Source organism: Peptoniphilus sp. (assembly GCF_022767005.1).
Lineage (GTDB): Bacteria > Bacillota > Clostridia > Tissierellales > Peptoniphilaceae > Peptoniphilus_A.
Genome location: NZ_JALEOV010000036.1, coordinates 1 through 15,728 on the forward strand (window position 1 = coordinate 1; position 15,728 = coordinate 15,728).

Below are 15,728 nucleotides of genomic sequence, written 5' to 3' on the forward strand. Positions count from 1 at the left end.
GGATACAGACCACAATTCTACTTCAGAACAACAGACGTAACAGGAGATATCCAACTAAAAGAAGGAACAGAAATGGTAATGCCAGGAGACAACTCCACATTTACAGTAACACTAATCACACCAATAGCAATGGACGAAGGACTAAGATTTGCCATTCGTGAAGGTGGAAGAACAGTAGCATCAGGAGTAGTATCAAAAATTCTTGACTAATTCCAAAGAATAAAATACAAATGAGAGCAGGCAACTGCTCTTATTTTTTTGTTGTTTCTTAAGCGCATATAAAAAGCTTCTGTATAAATGTTACAGAAGCTTTTAAATACATAATAAAATTATATTGAAATTAAATTAATTCAGCAATTTTTTTGTCTATTTTTTCCATCTTTTCAGTTGGTTCAAATCTTGCTACAACTTCACCTTCTCTATTGACTAAAAACTTAGTAAAATTCCACTTTATGTCGGGATTATTTTTATAATCTTTGTCAATAGTTTTTAATAAGGTTGACATTGCAAGTGCTTTAGGACCCTTCCCAAAACCTTCAAAACCTTTTTGAGATTTTAAAAATTTGTAGAGTTCAATTTCATTTTCGCCATTGACATCAGCTTTTTTCATTTGTGGAAATTTAATGTCGTAATTAACTTGACAAAAATGTGTAATTTCTGAGTCACTTTCAGGTGCTTGCTCTTTAAATTGGTTGCAAGGTATGTCAATTATTTCTAGACCCTTGTCGTGATATTTTTCATATAAATTTTCAAGGTCTTCATATTGTGGAGTGAATCCACATTTTGTAGCAGTGTTAACAATTAATATAACCTTACCTTCTAACTCTCTTAAATCCAAGAAACTGCCATCTTGTTTTTCTACTTTATAATCATAAATCATTTTGTAGCCTCCTAATTCGTAATTAGTTTACCCAAAAAATAAAAAAACTAACAATAAAGGTAAGTTTTTATAATTAACTGAATCCAAAAATTCGAAATATAGTGGAGTTTTTTCATGTGAAAATAGTTGTGGAATATTTATCATGGAAATCAGGTGGATATAAAGTTCTAGAAAAAAATATAGTGTTTCTGAAAGCACTTTGTTTAACTGGATAAATAAACATAGATCAGATGGTTCCAATAATTTAGGTAAAAAAATATCATTTAAAATATGTAGAGAAAAATAATGCTTAGATGATTCTTCAATGGAAAACTTTTTTAAATGCTAAACTAGAAATATTTTATGGATAAGAATTAAAAAGTTACGAAGAACTAATATATGAAATATGCAAATAAGTTAAGTTGTATATAAGGACATAAGTAAGAAAATTAAAGAAAATGATCTCTATATATATTAAAATTCATTAGATTTTTTTATTTTATAACTTATATTTTATAAAAAATTATTTATGATATAATAATAAAAATTAAAAAGGTGGCGGAAAATGAGCATAGAAAAAGTAAAAGATTATTTAAAAAAATATGGCATAGAAGATAAAATTATTGAATTTAAAACATCAAGTGCAACTGTGGAACTTGCAGCAAGTGTGCTAAACTGTGAGCCTGAGAGAATTGCAAAGAGCCTTTCTTTTTTAGTAAAGGATGAACCAATACTAATAGTTGCAGCAGGAGATGTTAAAATTGACAACAAGAAATTTAAAGCATTTTTTGGTACAAAAGCAAAGATGATAGATAAAGATAATGTAGAAGAGTTAATTGGACATAAAGTTGGAGGAGTTTGCCCCTTTGGCATTAATAAAAATGTTGAAGTTTATTTGGATATGTCACTAAAAAGATTTGAGACAGTATTTCCTGCTTGTGGCAGTAGCAATAGTGCCATTGAATTGTCAATAGAAGAGCTTGAAAAGTATTCGAATTACAAACAGTGGATAGATGTTTGTAAAAGTATGTAAATTAGTTTGAGTTTATAAATTTAGTTCGTAAATTAAAAATTTCCACAAAAAAGATGAGTCCATCATGAACTCATCTTTTTTATTATTTGTTTTCTGCTATAACTTTTTCAATAGTAGCTGCTAGACTATCTTTATCAGCTTTACCAACAAATCCACCAAGAATTTTTCCTTCACTATTTACAAAGAATGTTGTTGGAATTGCAGAAATATTTACTAAATTATCTTCCATAGTTGGACTAGGCATTATATTAGTGTAATTTACGCCTGAGTCCTTTATAATTTTTTGAGCTTCCTCAACGTTAGTATCCATGCTAACATTTGTATCCACAACTACGCCAAGAAAATTTACCTTGTCTTTATATTTTTCGTATAATTTTGCTAAATCAGGCATTTCTTCTTTACAAGGTCCACAAAAAGTTCCCCATATATTTACAAGTGTAATAGGTTTATCTTTGTAAAATTCTTCTGATTTTATGATTTTGCCATCCATTATTTCCATAGTTTGAAAATCAAATTTATCAATTGGCATTTCTGTTAGCTTCATTGCACTTGCTGTAGTTTCTTCTGTTTTTTCAATTTTATTTGTCTTTGCTGCGTCATTTTTTTTGTTGCAAGCAAAAAGTGTAAGGACCATTGCAAATAAAATTAGTATTTTAAAAAGTTTTTTCATGTAAACACTCCTATTTAAATTTTAATTTGGTTATTACAATTATACTTGATACAAGAAAACTTGTCTATTTAAAAAAAATAATGTATAATAAATCTCACTTGTTCGGGAACTCCAAGTATAAAAAACTAATTGTTCTCCAAAGAAATGGAGGTTAAAATGAAGAAAATTATTATTGACGCAGATCCCGGGATTGACGATTCTATTGCAATTATTTTATCAAATAATGTAATGGAATATGATATTCTCGGGATTTCTTTAGTTTCAGGTAATGTGCACGTTGAAAAGGGAAGGAAAAATGTACTTAGACTTTCAAAATTTTTAAATCGAGATTTTAAAATCTATATGGGAAGCAAATCTCCTCTTACTAAAGAATTTATCAACGCAGAGGATACTCATGGAAAGGACGGTCTTGGCGAAACTTATCTAAAATATGATGAGAAAGAGATAGATGGCGATGCAATTAACTTTTTAGTAGAAGAAGCTAAAAAGGGAGATGTAACTATTTTTGCACTGGGGCCACTCACTAATATTGCTAGAGCACTAAAAAAGGATAGAATTGCATTTAAAGACACTAGAATCATTATAATGGGTGGAAACTTTAAGAGTTATGGGAACATGAGTCCAATTGCTGAATTTAATTTTTATGTCGACCCAGAGGCAGCAGACTATGTTATAAAAAATGCACCAAATAAAGTTGAAATAATGCCCCTTGATGTTACGAGAAAATTTGTATTGACGCCGAGTATTTTATCCTATATTAAGAGATTAAATCTTGAAATGGGAAATTTTATAGAAAAAATAACAAACTTTTATATGGATTTTCACTGGGAATATGAAAAAATTATTGGTTCAGTGATAAATGATCCACTTACAATTTTAGCTGAAAGAAAACCAGAATTATTTAAGAAGAGCATTTATAGTGCAGAATGCATAACAGATGGTCCTGCAAGGGGGATGCTCATGGTGGACGAAATGAACTTCATGAAGAGAGAAAAAAATATAATTTTATATGAAGATTTGAACTTGTTAGAAGTGTGGACGGAATTTATAGAGATAATTACAAATTCAAAAGTAGATAAAAATATTTTAGGTGATTTAATATGAAAATGAGTTCAAAAAAAATCACTTTTATTGCACTTTGTGTCGCAATAAACTCTGTAAGTGCATGGCTTGCCGTAGTATTAAAGCTTCCAGTATATCTCGATTCTATTGGGACAATAATGGCTGGTTTTTCTTTTGGACCAGCTTTTGGAATTTTGACTGGAATAATTTCCGCATTTGCAAATAGCATAGGAGATCCAATTGCAATTTATTTTATGCCAACACAAATTATAGTAGGATTTACATCAGGTTACTTTGAATTTTTGAAAAGAGATAAGTTTTTATCAAAATTTTATCTCACACCGGCTATGTCTATTCCAGTTGCAATTTCATCTGCACTTATAGCAACATATCTTTTTGGTACAGTTACAACAGCTGGTTCAAGTTATATTGTTCAAGCTCTTCGTGCTGTCATGGATATTTCAGATTTTGTAATTGTCTTTGTAGTTCAAATTATAACGGATTATGCAGACAAGTTATTTTCAGTCTTATTAGTTTCAAAAATTTACAATATGAACGCTTTTCAAAATATCTTAAAAAATAATAAATTTAATCATAATTTTTAAACCACTTTTTGTAGTGGCTTTTTTAATATTAGTACACTTGTGTGAATTTACAGAATCAAATTAGAAAAAGCAAAATAAAAAAATTCACTTTTTTTATATTTTTTAAATAAAGATAAATTAATGGGGTATTAAGAAAAGTAGCTGAAATTAAATTTATTATGATTATTGTTAAATAATAATTTAACAAGTGATATAATTACTCTATAAAAGATTTTACACTGGAGGTGATTTAGTGTCAGATGATGCAGTAAAAAAAGTTAAAGACACTGAAGCTGAGGCAAAAAAAATTATTGACGATGCAGAAGTTAAGGCTAAGGAAATTATAGAAAAAGCAAAATCTGCTGCAGAAGAGTCCTATGATGCTATTGTCCAAAGGGCAAAGGCGAGCAAAGACGAATTTCTTGAAAAGGCGAGAAAAGAAGGAGAAGAATCTGTATTGCCAATAAGAGAAGAAGCAGAAAAAAAGATTATTGATATTTCAAAAATTTCTAAAGACAAAGAAGCTGAAATTGTAAAGTCAGTGGTAGAGAGGATTGTGAATAATGGCAATAGTTAACATGAAAAAATTCAAACTCTTTATCTTTGATGAGGATAGAGAAAAATTAATTAATAAATTTCAAAAATTTAATTATGTTCACATTGACGAGTCCAATTTTGATTCTGATTTTTCAGAAGATGATTTTTCAAGGCCTAGATCTTCAGAAGATTTAATAGAAATTGACGATAAAATTAAGAGGTCAAAGGACGATATTGATCTGCTGCTAAAGTTTAAAGAAAAGGAAAATCCTATTAAAGCCATGAAAGAGGGAGTAGAAGACATTACCTTGGAGGAACTTGCCTCCAGAGCAATTGCCTTTCCCTTTGAAAAAATCGATTCAGAGATAAAAGCTCTTGTAGATGCTAAGGATAAAAACAATAGCAAAATTCAAAATATTGAATCAAAAATAGTGGAACTTAAACCATGGGAGGATCTATCATCTTCATTGAAGGATATTAATTCAATGGGCTCTGTAAACATTTACACGGGAACTATATCGACAAGCCATGGAGCTGAATTTGAGAGTGAATTTATAAAAAATGACCTCGTGTATATTGAAAGGGTTTCAAAGGACAAAAACTTTTATTATTATCTCATAATAGTTGAAAAATCTGCGGAGAATGAGGTAAAAACTCTATTTTCAAATTTTGGATTTACACCTATAAATGTCAAAGCAGATGGCAAAGTTAAGGACAAGATAGAGACCTATGAGAAAGATAAAGAGTTTCTTTTTGAAAAGAATAAAAATATAGAAGAAGAGCTAAAGACTTATTTAAAATATTTAGAAGATTTTAAATTTTCCTATGAATATTATCGCAATGAAAAAATTAAGATAATGTCAGAGAGAAAATTTTTAAAAACAACAGAACTTGATTTAATTGAAGGTTATGTTCCAAGCGAAAAATTAAATAACTTCGAAGATGAAGTAAAAAAAGTATGTGGCGATGATTATTATCTAAATGCGGAAGATGCAAATAGAGATTCAGGTAAGGTTCCGATTTTACTAAAAAACAATTCCTTTGTAAGTCCCTTTGAACTTATGACGGAAATGTATTCAATGCCAAAGTACAATGAAATTGACCCAACACCTTTCTTTGCACCTTTTTATTTTATATTTGCAGGTATAATGGTTGGCGATTTTGGATACGGACTTTTAGTATTTTTAGGCACACTTTTTGCGCTTAAAACTTTTAAATTGACAAAAAAAAAGAGAAAGTTTATAAAATTTTTCAATTACCTTTCCATTTCTGCAATGATATTTGGGCTTGTATTTGGGTCCTTCTTTGGAGGAATAATTGAGCTTCCAAGCTTAATAGATCCAGCAGAGGATTCTACACTTTTAGTAATCCTTTCACTAATACTAGGGGGCATTCACATATTCTTTGGTCTTGGAATCAAGGCTTATATGGATATTCGTGATGGCAAACCAAAGGATGCATTATTTGATGTTGGATTTTGGTACATGGCAGTGTTAGGTGCAATTGGATTTATTTTAAGCAAAGTTCTTCCACAAGTTGAACCCTTTGGAAAGGTATTATTAGTAATAATGGTACTTGGAATGATTGGCATAGTTGCAACTGGTGGACGTGAAGAAAAATCTACTGCAGGAAAAATTGGTTGGGGAGTTTATTCCCTATACGGAATTTCTTCTTATCTAGGAGATTTTGTGTCTTACCTAAGACTTATGGCATTAGTTTTATCTGGTTCTTTCTTGGGACTTGCCATAAATATGATTGCTGGAATGCTTTTTGGTTCAAATATAATTGGAAAAATATTTGCAATAATTATTTTTGTTGTATTTCAATTATTTAATGCTTTCCTTTCTTATTTGTCAGCCTATGTTCATACGGCAAGGCTTACTTATGTAGAAATGTTTAATAAATTTTATGAAGGTGGAGGCATACCTTTCAAAAAAATGATAGAAAATTCAGATTACTTTAATATAGACTAGGAGGATTAATATGTTAAATGGATTAATGGGAGAATACGGTGGATTGATTTTAGGATCAATTGGAATTTTCTTTGCAGTTGCACTTTCAGGTGCTGGTTCTGCTAAGGGAGTAGGTATGGCAGGTGAAGCTGCAGCAGGAGTAGTAATTGACGAACCAGAAAAATTTGGTAAATCCCTTGTACTTCAATTACTACCAGGTACACAAGGTCTTTACGGATTTGTAATTGGACTATTTATTTTATTTAGACTTTCAGCAGACACTCCAATAAACACTGGATTTATGTACATGGCAAGTGGTGCAGTAATTGGACTTGCTGGACTTATATCTGCAATTGCACAAGGTAAAGTTTCTGTTGCTGGTATTAATATTTTGGCAAAAAATGAAGAACAACAAGCAAAGGGTATTATCTTTGCAGTAATGGTTGAACTTTATGCAATTCTTGCCTTTGCAATTTCATTCTTTATCCTATTTAGAGCCTAGGTGATACTATGGCAGGACTTGAAAATATTTTAAATAAAATTATTGAGGATGCAAAAACAAAGGCAGATGAAATCATAGCAGAAGCTGAAGACAAAAAAAACACAATTGTAGAAAAAAGAAAAGATGATGCAAAATTTTTAGCTGATAAAATCAATGAAATCTCAAAAAGAGAAAGAGAAGACATTTTAAAAAGAGCAAAATCAAGTGCCGAGCTAAAGGCGAGAGATGACGTTTTAGCAGAAAAGCATAAGGTTATAGATAGAGTTCTTGAAAAAGCAATAGTAGAACTTGAAAATTTATCAGAAGAAGATTTTGTGAAATTTGTAAAAAATAATGTTGAAGGCGTAGAGGACAAAAATTCAATTTTAGATGTACCAAGTAAATATAGAGAAGCAGTTAAAAATGCAAATCTTGGTTTCAAAGTATCTGACAAGGATGTTGACAGAGGATTTGTCCTACACGATGGAAATTTAATTTACAATGGCGACTTTAGAGCTATTGTGAAATCTGAAAGAGAAGAGTTAGAAAAATTTTTAGCTGAAAAACTTTTCAGTTAAAAGGAAAAGGTGGTTAAATGGATAGAAGTAAATTTATCCAAAGTTCCACAAGACTTAGAGTCTTGGAAAAGGAGCTTTTAAAAAGTGAAAACTTTATAAGGATTTCTGAAGGGGATTCCTTGGAAGACGCACTTAGATCTCTATCTGATACAGTTTATAACAAATATATAAATAAAATCTCTTCTCCCACAGAATATGAATATATTTTAAAAGAAGAGCTAACAAGGTTTTACGACGAACTTTACGATATTTCTCCTTCCAAAATTCCCATTCTTCTTGTAACATTGAAGTATTTTTATCACAATTTAAAAGTTCTAATAAAAGAAGATATTGGGAAAAAGGACTTAAAAGATCTTTATATGAATATTGGAGATTTTGACTTAAAAGAATATAGAGATGCCCTAATTAAAGGCAGCAAAAAGAATAAATATTTTGAGCTTATAGCAAAAGTTGAGGAGATTTACGAAGAAAAAAAAGATCCACAGCTAATTGATATATATCTCGACAACGCTTATTTTAAAGAATTACTTGAACTTGCAAAAGAGTCTGAAGTTGACTTATTTATAAAATATGCAAAAAATTTAATTGATTTTACAAATATTAGAACACTTCTAAGGGCTAAAAAGCAAAAAAAAGATGTTGAATTTTTGAGGAATGTAATCATAATAGGCGGAAATGTCAGAGAAGAAACTTATATGGATTTATTAAATAGAGATATAAGTTCAGACACAGATGCCTTTAAAAAACTTGATATTTACAAGTATATTAAAGATGCCTTAGATTCTTTTAAGGAGAAAGGAAATCTTTCGAACTTTGAAAAAGAGATGGATAATTACTTTATAGATTTGATAAAAGATGTAAAGTACATCACTTATGGTCCAGAAATTATATTTGCCAATGCTTTGGCTAAAGAAATGGAAATTAAAAATCTTAGAATTATTTTAGTTTCTAAATTAAATGGACTAGATAGTGAATTTATTAGAGAAAAGTTGCGTGATAGTTATGTATAAAATAGCGGTTATTGGCGATAAGGATTCAGTTCTATCCTTTAAGGCTATTGGAATAGATGTCTTCGTAAGTTACGAAGAAAAAGATGCTAGGGCTAAAGTTGATGCCCTTGCAAAAAAAGATTACGGTGTAATTTATATAACAGAAGAACTTGCAGAAAAAATACCTAATACCATTGATAGATATAATGACAAATTATTGCCTGCCATTATAGTAATTCCTTCCAACAAGGGAACTCTTGGTATAGGCATGAATAACTTAAACAAAAATGTTGAAAAGGCAGTTGGAGCAAATATATTAGGTGATTAATCACCTTTTTATGAGGAGGAGCTTTATTGAAATCAGGAAAGATAATTAAAGTATCCGGACCACTAGTCGTGGCAAGTGGCATGGAAGATGCCAATGTCTATGACGTAGTAGAAGTTTCTAAAGACAAACTTATTGGCGAAGTAATTGAAATGAGAGGCGACAAGGCTTCCATTCAAGTTTATGAAGAAACAACAGGTATTGGCCCTGGAGATGAAGTATATACAACAGGAGCGCCACTTTCCGTTGAGCTTGGTCCTGGAATGATTGAGCAAATGTTTGACGGAATTCAAAGACCTCTTGTTGGACTTAGAAACGAAGCTGGAGACTTTTTAAAAAGAGGAGTTATAGTAAATCCTTTAAATAGAGAAAAAAAATGGGAATTTAAAAAAGTTGCAAATGTTGGAGATGAAGTTGAAGCAGGAGATATTCTTGGAACAGTTGAAGAAACAGCAGTTGTAACTCATAAAATTATGGTACCCAATGGAATAAAGGGCAAGATAAAAGACATTAAAGAAGGCTCTTTTACCGTAGAAGAAACTATTGCAACAATAGAAACAGAAAAGGGCGACAAAAATCTAACGATGATACAAAAATGGCCAGTAAGAAAGGGAAGACCTTACAAGAAAAAGGTCGATCCAAAGGAACCCCTCGTTACTGGACAAAGAGTAATAGATACATTTTTCCCAATTACAAAGGGTGGTACTGCTGCCATTCCAGGACCTTTTGGTTCAGGAAAAACAGTTGTACAACATCAACTTGCAAAATGGGCAGATGCACAAATAGTTGTCTATGTAGGTTGTGGCGAACGTGGAAACGAAATGACAGACGTACTTATGGAATTTCCAGAGTTAATGGATCCTTCAACTGGCGAATCAATTATGAAGAGGACAGTGCTTATTGCCAACACATCAAATATGCCAGTAGCAGCACGTGAAGCATCAATTTACACAGGAATTACAATTTCAGAATATTTTAGAGATATGGGTTATTCTGTTGCAATGATGGCTGACTCCACTTCTCGTTGGGCAGAAGCCCTTCGTGAAATGTCTGGTCGTCTTGAAGAAATGCCAGGCGACGAAGGTTATCCAGCATACCTTGGCTCAAGAATTGCAGAATTTTATGAAAGAGCGGGTCGTGTTATTGTAAATGGCAGCGAAGAAAGAGAAGGAGCACTTTCTGTAATAGGTGCAGTTTCCCCTCCAGGAGGAGATATTTCTGAACCAGTTACTCAAAATACACTTAGAATTGTAAAAATATTTTGGAAACTTGACTACGATTTGTCTTACCAAAGACACTTCCCAGCTATTAATTGGATTGATTCTTATTCACTTTATCAATCTAAAATTGATAAATATTTAGACGAAAATGTAGATAGAAGATTTTCTTTGCTAAGAAAAAGAGCCATGGCACTTTTACAAGAAGAAACTTCATTACTTGAAGTCGTAAGACTAGTAGGTCGTGATACATTATCTGACGAAGACCAAGTTAAACTTGACACAACAAAGTCAATTCGTGAAGACTTTTTACAACAAAATGCCTTTCACGATGTAGATACTTTCTGTCCTCTTGAAAAGCAATTCAAGATGCTTGATACAATCCTTTACTTCTACGACAAATGTCAAGAAGCATTGGAAAAGGGTGCTTACTTTAGTGAAATAGAAAAACTTGATGTAAAAGAGAATATTGCGAGAATGAAGTATGTGCCAAATGACGAATTAGAAAAAATTGACGCAATAAAAGATAAAATTGACAGTGAACTTAAAGAATTAGAACAGGTCGGTGATGTAGATGCTTAAAGAATATAAATCAGTAACAGAAGTCGTTGGACCTCTTATGACTGTTGAAGGAGTAGAAGGTGCAACCTACGAAGAACTTGTGGACATCGAACTTCAAACCGGCGAAAAAAGACGTGGACGTGTTATAGAAATTGAAGGCGACAAAGCCATGGTTCAAATTTTTGAAGGCTCCAGTGGAATAAATTTAATGGACACAAGCGTAAGATTTTTAGGAAAACCACTTGAACTTGGAGTATCGCCAGATATGATTGGCAGGGTATTTGACGGGCTTGGCGAACCAATTGACGGTGGTCCAAAGATTATTCCTAAAGAGAAAATTGATATAAACGGAACTGCAATAAATCCAGTTTCAAGAGACTATCCATCTGAATTTATTCAAACAGGTGTATCTGTAATAGATGGACTTAACACTCTTGTTAGAGGACAAAAACTTCCAATATTCTCTGAAGCGGGACTTCCACACAACGAACTTGCAGCACAAATCGCAAGACAAGCGACTGTACTTTCTGGTGGAGATTTTGCCGTAGTGTTTGCAGCAATGGGCATTACTTTTGAAGAGGCACAATACTTTATAGACGACTTCACAAAAACTGGCGCCATAGATAGAGCAGTTTTATTCATGAACCTTGCCAATGACCCAGCAATTGAAAGACTTGCAACTCCAAAGATGGCACTTACAGCAGCAGAATATTTGGCATTTGAACTTGGAAAGCACGTTCTTGTAATCTTAACAGATATGACAAATTATGCTGAAGCACTAAGAGAAGTATCTGCAGCAAGAAAGGAAGTTCCAGGTAGACGTGGTTATCCTGGTTATCTATACACAGACCTTGCCGGTATTTACGAAAGAGCAGGAAGAATTAAGGGAAGAGAAGGCTCTATTACACAAATTCCTATTTTGACAATGCCAGAAGGAGATATCACTCACCCTATTCCAGACTTAACGGGATATATTACTGAAGGACAAATAATTCTATCAACAGATTTATATAAACAAGGATTAGAACCACCTATTAATGCAATACCATCACTTTCAAGACTTAAAGACAAGGGAATTGGAGAAGGAAAAACTCGTGAAGACCACGCCGATACAATGAATCAAATTTATGCAGCTTACACTGCAGGTAAAGAAGCAAAGGAACTTTCTGCAATCCTTGGAGAAACAGCACTATCAGAAACTGACAAAGCATTTGCAAGATTTGCAGACTTATTTGAAAAACAATATGTATCACAAGGTTTTGAAACTAATAGGTCAATAGAGGAAACATTAAATTTAGGTTGGGAACTTCTTTCTCTAATACCTAAGACTGAATTAAAGAGAATTGACGACAAATTAATCGAAAAATATTTGGGCGATAAGGAGAAAAAAAATAGCGATCCTGGAGATCATAAAAATGTAGAAAATGAGGGATTATAATGACAAGACTTAAAATAAATCCCACTAGAATGAATTTATCCATATTAAAAGGCAAATTAGAAACATCAAGTAGAGGGCACAAGCTTTTAAAGGACAAACAAGACGAACTTATGAGACAATTTATAACTCTCATAAAGGAAAATAAAAAGCTAAGATTAGAAGTGGAAGAAAAATTGCAAAATTCCTTTAAGGCATTTTTAATGGCATCAGCTGCTATGAGTCCAGAAATGCTTGAAGAAGCAATTTCCCTTCCAACAATGAAAACACTTGTTGAAATCAAGAAGAAAAATGTAATGTCCGTAGATGTGCCAGAGATGAAATTTATAACAAAAAAAACATCTGAAGACGCATCACGCTATCCCTATGGCTATGCACAAACTACATCGGACCTTGACTCTGCTATTGATAATCTTACAGAAGTAATGGATGAACTTTTGAAACTTACACAAAAGGAAAAGGCAGCACAACTTTTAGCCAATGAAATTGAAAAAACTAGAAGAAGAGTAAATGCCCTTGAGTATAAAACAATTCCAGACTTGCAGGAAACAATAAAATATATTCGCTCAAAACTTGACGAAAGCGAAAGAGCAAATATCACAAGGTTAATGAAAGTTAAAGACATTATCTCAAAGGACGAACTTAAAGAAGAAAAAATAGAAAAAGTAAATGCAGAATTAATGTAATTAAAAATCATATTATTAATGCATCTTTTGTAACATAAATATTGATTTATATTTTATATGAGATTGAGGTCAAAAAAATATTAAATTAATTTGTCGCAAGTAGTGAAATAGTGGATGGACTATACTAATGAATCAAGCTACAATTATAAAAGAAAAATATAAAAATTTTAAATTACCAAGAAAAAAATCATCTGATGAAATTTTAAATTGGATAGAAGATAGATATGACGCATATAAAATTAGCTTTTCAGAATATATAAGGGACAATAGAGTAAGCTTTAAATTTATCTTAATGAATTGGATAAATGATTGCGAAATTGAAAAATTTTGCGATGAAATATTAGAACTTGTGATATATAAAATACCAAAAAATAAAAAGACAGAAATATACTTTTTAGGCAACGAAGATTCTAACAAGTTAGATTATTATTATCTATTGTTTGAAAAAAAGACGCAGCTTTTTAGTGTAGATCAACATATTATTTTTGAAGAAGTTTTTTTATATGGAGGAATAACAGAAGAAGATAAAAAAGAAGATAGCCTAAAATATTTAGACTATTTAACTAATATTGACTTTTTTTTCAACTATATAGGAAAAATTTAATTGTTGAAAAACATATAAACTTTATCAAAAGGTTAATAGAATATGAAGTGCAAAAAATTTAATATATATGATTATATGAAAGAGCTATATAAAACCTTAGATCTTCCTAGAAAAAAATCATCTGATGAAATTTTAAATTGGATAGAAGATAGATATGACGCATATAAAATTAACTTTTCAGAATATATAAGGGATAATAGAGTAAGCTTTAAATTTATCTTAATGAATTGGATAAATGATTGTGAAATTGAAAAATTTTGTGATGAAATATTAGAACTTGTGATATATAAGATACCAAAAAATGAAAAGACAGAAATATACTTTTTAGGCAACGAAGATTCTAACAAGTTAGATTATTATTATCTATTATTTGAAAAAAAGACGCAATTTTTTAGTGTAGATCAACATATTATTTTTGAAGAAATTTCTTTATACAGAGGAATAACAGAAGAAGATAAAAAAGAAGATAGCCTAAAATATTTAGACTATTTAGCTAATATTTTAAGTCGCTATCATTATATGTAAAGATAAGGATATCTATTGATTAGTAAAATTTTCAATAGATATTTTTTAGAACTTTTGCATTAGAAGTAATATTGGTATAAAAATTGGAGGGATGATATGAAATTTTTACACACTATGATTAGAGTAAAGGATTTGGAAAGATCTGAAAAGTTTTACAAAGAAGCCTTAGGTTTTGTTGAATCAAGAAGAAAAGACTTTCCAGAAGATAAATTCACACTTTTATATTTAAAACTCGAGGATTCACCCTATGAGTTAGAACTAACATATAATTATGACGGAAGAGATTATACAATTGGAGATGGCTACGGTCATATTGCAATTTCACACAAAGATATAAAAAGTTTTAGAGAAGAACTAAAAAATAAAGGTTATGATGTAACAGAATTAAAAGCACTTTCAGACAAATCAGATCATTATTTCTTCATAAAAGATCCAGATGGATATAAAATTGAAGTAATTGGAGAAAAATAAAATTTTATAAAAGTAGAACATGATGTGTACCAAAAAACTGAACACATAATTTACATTAATGGATGCAACCTATGCAAAGCAGGTGGCATCCATTTTTTGATTTTTCTAATTAAATAACCTTTAAAAGGCAAAGTTATTAATCTAATAATATTCCCTTTAAAACTCCGCGAAGAAGGTGGTCGCCATTCTCGTCATACACATCAGAAGTTATATCAATAAAATTTCTGCCACGCTTATTTTCCACTTTATCAACTTTATTTACACATTTAATTTTTCTACCCGTATAAGCTTTTTTCAAAAAGTCAAATTCCATTCTATACATCAAAATATCGTAGTCGCCGCCAATTTTATTTGTAAGGCTTGCAGTTAATAGACCCTGCAAAAGATATTCGCCATTGTCATTGGGACTTTCGTGGTGCTTGCCCCAAAAATTTGAATTTTCCGCATAGTCTTTTAAATCCTTTTCAGTAAAAGTTCTTTCGTAAATAACTTCATCACCCTTATTTAGTCGCATAAAATCACCTCAAAAATAATATACCCAATAAATAAAAAATATTTGGGTAAATTAAAAGAGAGGTGTTAAAGTGAAAAAAATATTATTATACGGACTAGAAAAAGAAAAAGCAGAGATTACAGAAAAAGTTGCAAGAGAATATGAAATTGAAATAAATAAAATATCAGAAAAAGAATTAGAGAAAAAAGTTGGCGACCTTTTTAATTTAGATTTAAGAAAAAATGAAAGCGTAGAAGACGAAAATAAATTAATGGTGTTTTCTAACTTCGATAGAAATATTTTGCGCGACTTTTTAATTGCTTTAAAAGGGGAAGGCGTAACAGTTGACAATAAGTGTGTACTTACAGAGACAAATTCAGAGTGGACTTTTGCATTTTTAATGGGGCATATTGCAGATGAGCATAGAGTAGTTATGAAGTTTAAAGAACTTGGCAAACTTGTAAAAACATCCCTAGATAAATTAGAAAAAGAAGAGGATGACGAATTAAGAGAGTTAGTGGAAAGGGCAATTGAGAATAAAAATAGAGAATTAGACGAAGAAAAACTAGATAGTGCCATAAAGGAGCTAAAAGAAAAATTAAATATTAAATAGTTGTAAAGGCAACGTGATAATTTTGCATTTTTAATAATTTTTCAAAGATAAAA

The 15,728-nt window shown here is 31.0% G+C and carries 19 protein-coding genes and 1 pseudogene; 17 read left to right on the plus strand and 3 right to left on the minus strand.

From position 1 onward, the window contains the following. Window positions 1-210: pseudogene (locus tag MR285_RS02840) on the plus strand (elongation factor Tu); the annotation flags it as partial. Window positions 211-340: 130 nt separating this feature from the next. Here MR285_RS02840 and MR285_RS02845 read toward each other — a convergent pair. Beyond that, window positions 341-880 carry a glutathione peroxidase gene (locus tag MR285_RS02845; RefSeq protein ID WP_293557821.1) on the minus strand — a complete coding sequence of 180 codons (540 nt, stop codon included), beginning with the start codon at window positions 878-880 and terminating at the stop codon, window positions 341-343. A gap of 544 nt (window positions 881-1,424) precedes the next feature. Here MR285_RS02845 and MR285_RS02850 point away from each other — a divergent pair. Further along, entirely contained in the window at window positions 1,425-1,892 is a 468-nt protein-coding gene (locus tag MR285_RS02850; protein WP_293557823.1) for a YbaK/EbsC family protein, read from the plus strand. Window positions 1,893-1,974: 82 nt separating this feature from the next. On the opposite strand, the gene MR285_RS02855 is transcribed toward MR285_RS02850, so the two are convergent. Continuing rightward, entirely contained in the window at window positions 1,975-2,562 is a 588-nt protein-coding gene (locus MR285_RS02855; protein WP_293557825.1) for a TlpA disulfide reductase family protein, read from the minus strand. A gap of 156 nt (window positions 2,563-2,718) precedes the next feature. On the opposite strand from MR285_RS02855, the gene MR285_RS02860 reads away from it, so the two are divergent. The 14 genes from MR285_RS02860 (at window position 2,719) to MR285_RS02925 (ending at window position 14,569) form a co-directional block, all read left to right on the plus strand. Beyond that, a complete protein-coding gene (locus MR285_RS02860) occupies window positions 2,719-3,666 on the plus strand; it encodes a nucleoside hydrolase (RefSeq protein ID WP_293557827.1) in 948 nt (315 codons plus the stop codon). Beyond that, the gene (locus tag MR285_RS02865) at window positions 3,663-4,229 is read left to right on the plus strand and encodes an ECF transporter S component (protein ID WP_293557829.1); all 567 of its coding nucleotides are present in this window, start codon (window positions 3,663-3,665) and stop codon (window positions 4,227-4,229) included. Before MR285_RS02860 ends, MR285_RS02865 begins: the two co-directional genes overlap by 4 nt. Window positions 4,230-4,461: 232 nt before the next feature. Then, window positions 4,462-4,785, plus strand: a complete 324-nt coding sequence (locus MR285_RS02870; RefSeq protein WP_293557830.1) for a hypothetical protein — start codon at window positions 4,462-4,464, stop codon at window positions 4,783-4,785. After that, window positions 4,772-6,718 (plus strand): V-type ATP synthase subunit I, encoded by a 1,947-nt coding sequence (locus tag MR285_RS02875; protein ID WP_293557832.1) that lies wholly within the window; start codon window positions 4,772-4,774, stop codon window positions 6,716-6,718. Before MR285_RS02870 ends, MR285_RS02875 begins: the two co-directional genes overlap by 14 nt. Before the next feature lie 10 nt (window positions 6,719-6,728). Continuing rightward, on the plus strand, window positions 6,729-7,199 hold the full coding sequence (locus MR285_RS02880; protein ID WP_293557834.1) for a V-type ATP synthase subunit K: 471 nt from the start codon (window positions 6,729-6,731) through the stop codon (window positions 7,197-7,199). An 8-nt stretch (window positions 7,200-7,207) separates the two neighbouring features. After that, window positions 7,208-7,756: a V-type ATP synthase subunit E gene (locus tag MR285_RS02885; RefSeq protein WP_293557836.1), complete on the plus strand. Its 549-nt coding sequence runs from the start codon at window positions 7,208-7,210 to the stop codon at window positions 7,754-7,756. Between the two features lie 17 nt (window positions 7,757-7,773). Further along, a complete protein-coding gene (locus tag MR285_RS02890) occupies window positions 7,774-8,766 on the plus strand; it encodes a V-type ATP synthase subunit C (protein WP_293557838.1) in 993 nt (330 codons plus the stop codon). After that, window positions 8,759-9,073 (plus strand): V-type ATP synthase subunit F, encoded by a 315-nt coding sequence (locus MR285_RS02895; RefSeq protein ID WP_075659113.1) that lies wholly within the window; start codon window positions 8,759-8,761, stop codon window positions 9,071-9,073. Before MR285_RS02890 ends, MR285_RS02895 begins: the two co-directional genes overlap by 8 nt. A gap of 26 nt (window positions 9,074-9,099) precedes the next feature. Next, on the plus strand, window positions 9,100-10,869 hold the full coding sequence (locus MR285_RS02900; RefSeq protein ID WP_293557842.1) for a V-type ATP synthase subunit A: 1,770 nt from the start codon (window positions 9,100-9,102) through the stop codon (window positions 10,867-10,869). Then, the gene (locus tag MR285_RS02905; RefSeq protein WP_293557844.1) at window positions 10,862-12,286 is read left to right on the plus strand and encodes a V-type ATP synthase subunit B; all 1,425 of its coding nucleotides are present in this window, start codon (window positions 10,862-10,864) and stop codon (window positions 12,284-12,286) included. Before MR285_RS02900 ends, MR285_RS02905 begins: the two co-directional genes overlap by 8 nt. Further along, the gene (locus MR285_RS02910; RefSeq protein ID WP_293557846.1) at window positions 12,286-12,969 is read left to right on the plus strand and encodes a V-type ATP synthase subunit D; all 684 of its coding nucleotides are present in this window, start codon (window positions 12,286-12,288) and stop codon (window positions 12,967-12,969) included. Before MR285_RS02905 ends, MR285_RS02910 begins: the two co-directional genes overlap by 1 nt. A 127-nt stretch (window positions 12,970-13,096) precedes the next feature. Further along, window positions 13,097-13,573, plus strand: coding sequence for a hypothetical protein (locus MR285_RS02915; RefSeq protein ID WP_293557848.1), 477 nt, complete (start codon window positions 13,097-13,099; stop codon window positions 13,571-13,573). Window positions 13,574-13,615: 42 nt separating this feature from the next. Continuing rightward, complete coding sequence (locus MR285_RS02920) at window positions 13,616-14,098, plus strand: hypothetical protein (RefSeq protein ID WP_293557850.1); 483 nt, start codon at window positions 13,616-13,618, stop codon at window positions 14,096-14,098. Window positions 14,099-14,194: 96 nt separating this feature from the next. Then, a complete protein-coding gene (locus MR285_RS02925; protein WP_293557852.1) occupies window positions 14,195-14,569 on the plus strand; it encodes a VOC family protein in 375 nt (124 codons plus the stop codon). Window positions 14,570-14,705: 136 nt separating this feature from the next. Here MR285_RS02925 and MR285_RS02930 read toward each other — a convergent pair whose 3' ends face one another. Then, window positions 14,706-15,083 carry a hypothetical protein gene (locus MR285_RS02930; protein WP_293557854.1) on the minus strand — a complete coding sequence of 126 codons (378 nt, stop codon included), beginning with the start codon at window positions 15,081-15,083 and terminating at the stop codon, window positions 14,706-14,708. 70 nt (window positions 15,084-15,153) lie between these two features. Between MR285_RS02930 and MR285_RS02935 the strand changes: the two genes are divergently transcribed. After that, the gene (locus tag MR285_RS02935) at window positions 15,154-15,675 is read left to right on the plus strand and encodes a DUF3783 domain-containing protein (RefSeq protein WP_293557856.1); all 522 of its coding nucleotides are present in this window, start codon (window positions 15,154-15,156) and stop codon (window positions 15,673-15,675) included. Window positions 15,676-15,728 lie beyond the last annotated feature (53 nt).

What these genes read in the sequence shown, in the direction of transcription:
- MR285_RS02845 (WP_293557821.1), bottom strand. Translation starts at nt 880, where the DNA reads ATGATTTATGATTATAAAGTAGAAAAACAAGATGGCAGTTTCTTGGAT.
- MR285_RS02850 (WP_293557823.1), top strand. Translation starts at nt 1,425, where the DNA reads ATGAGCATAGAAAAAGTAAAAGATTATTTAAAAAAATATGGCATAGAA.
- MR285_RS02855 (WP_293557825.1), bottom strand. Translation starts at nt 2,562, where the DNA reads ATGAAAAAACTTTTTAAAATACTAATTTTATTTGCAATGGTCCTTACA.
- MR285_RS02860 (WP_293557827.1), top strand. Translation starts at nt 2,719, where the DNA reads ATGAAGAAAATTATTATTGACGCAGATCCCGGGATTGACGATTCTATT.
- MR285_RS02865 (WP_293557829.1), top strand. Translation starts at nt 3,663, where the DNA reads ATGAAAATGAGTTCAAAAAAAATCACTTTTATTGCACTTTGTGTCGCA.
- MR285_RS02875 (WP_293557832.1), top strand. Translation starts at nt 4,772, where the DNA reads ATGGCAATAGTTAACATGAAAAAATTCAAACTCTTTATCTTTGATGAG.
- MR285_RS02880 (WP_293557834.1), top strand. Translation starts at nt 6,729, where the DNA reads ATGTTAAATGGATTAATGGGAGAATACGGTGGATTGATTTTAGGATCA.
- MR285_RS02885 (WP_293557836.1), top strand. Translation starts at nt 7,208, where the DNA reads ATGGCAGGACTTGAAAATATTTTAAATAAAATTATTGAGGATGCAAAA.
- MR285_RS02890 (WP_293557838.1), top strand. Translation starts at nt 7,774, where the DNA reads ATGGATAGAAGTAAATTTATCCAAAGTTCCACAAGACTTAGAGTCTTG.
- MR285_RS02895 (WP_075659113.1), top strand. Translation starts at nt 8,759, where the DNA reads ATGTATAAAATAGCGGTTATTGGCGATAAGGATTCAGTTCTATCCTTT.
- MR285_RS02905 (WP_293557844.1), top strand. Translation starts at nt 10,862, where the DNA reads ATGCTTAAAGAATATAAATCAGTAACAGAAGTCGTTGGACCTCTTATG.
- MR285_RS02910 (WP_293557846.1), top strand. Translation starts at nt 12,286, where the DNA reads ATGACAAGACTTAAAATAAATCCCACTAGAATGAATTTATCCATATTA.
- MR285_RS02915 (WP_293557848.1), top strand. Translation starts at nt 13,097, where the DNA reads ATGAATCAAGCTACAATTATAAAAGAAAAATATAAAAATTTTAAATTA.
- MR285_RS02920 (WP_293557850.1), top strand. Translation starts at nt 13,616, where the DNA reads ATGAAGTGCAAAAAATTTAATATATATGATTATATGAAAGAGCTATAT.
- MR285_RS02925 (WP_293557852.1), top strand. Translation starts at nt 14,195, where the DNA reads ATGAAATTTTTACACACTATGATTAGAGTAAAGGATTTGGAAAGATCT.
- MR285_RS02930 (WP_293557854.1), bottom strand. Translation starts at nt 15,083, where the DNA reads ATGCGACTAAATAAGGGTGATGAAGTTATTTACGAAAGAACTTTTACT.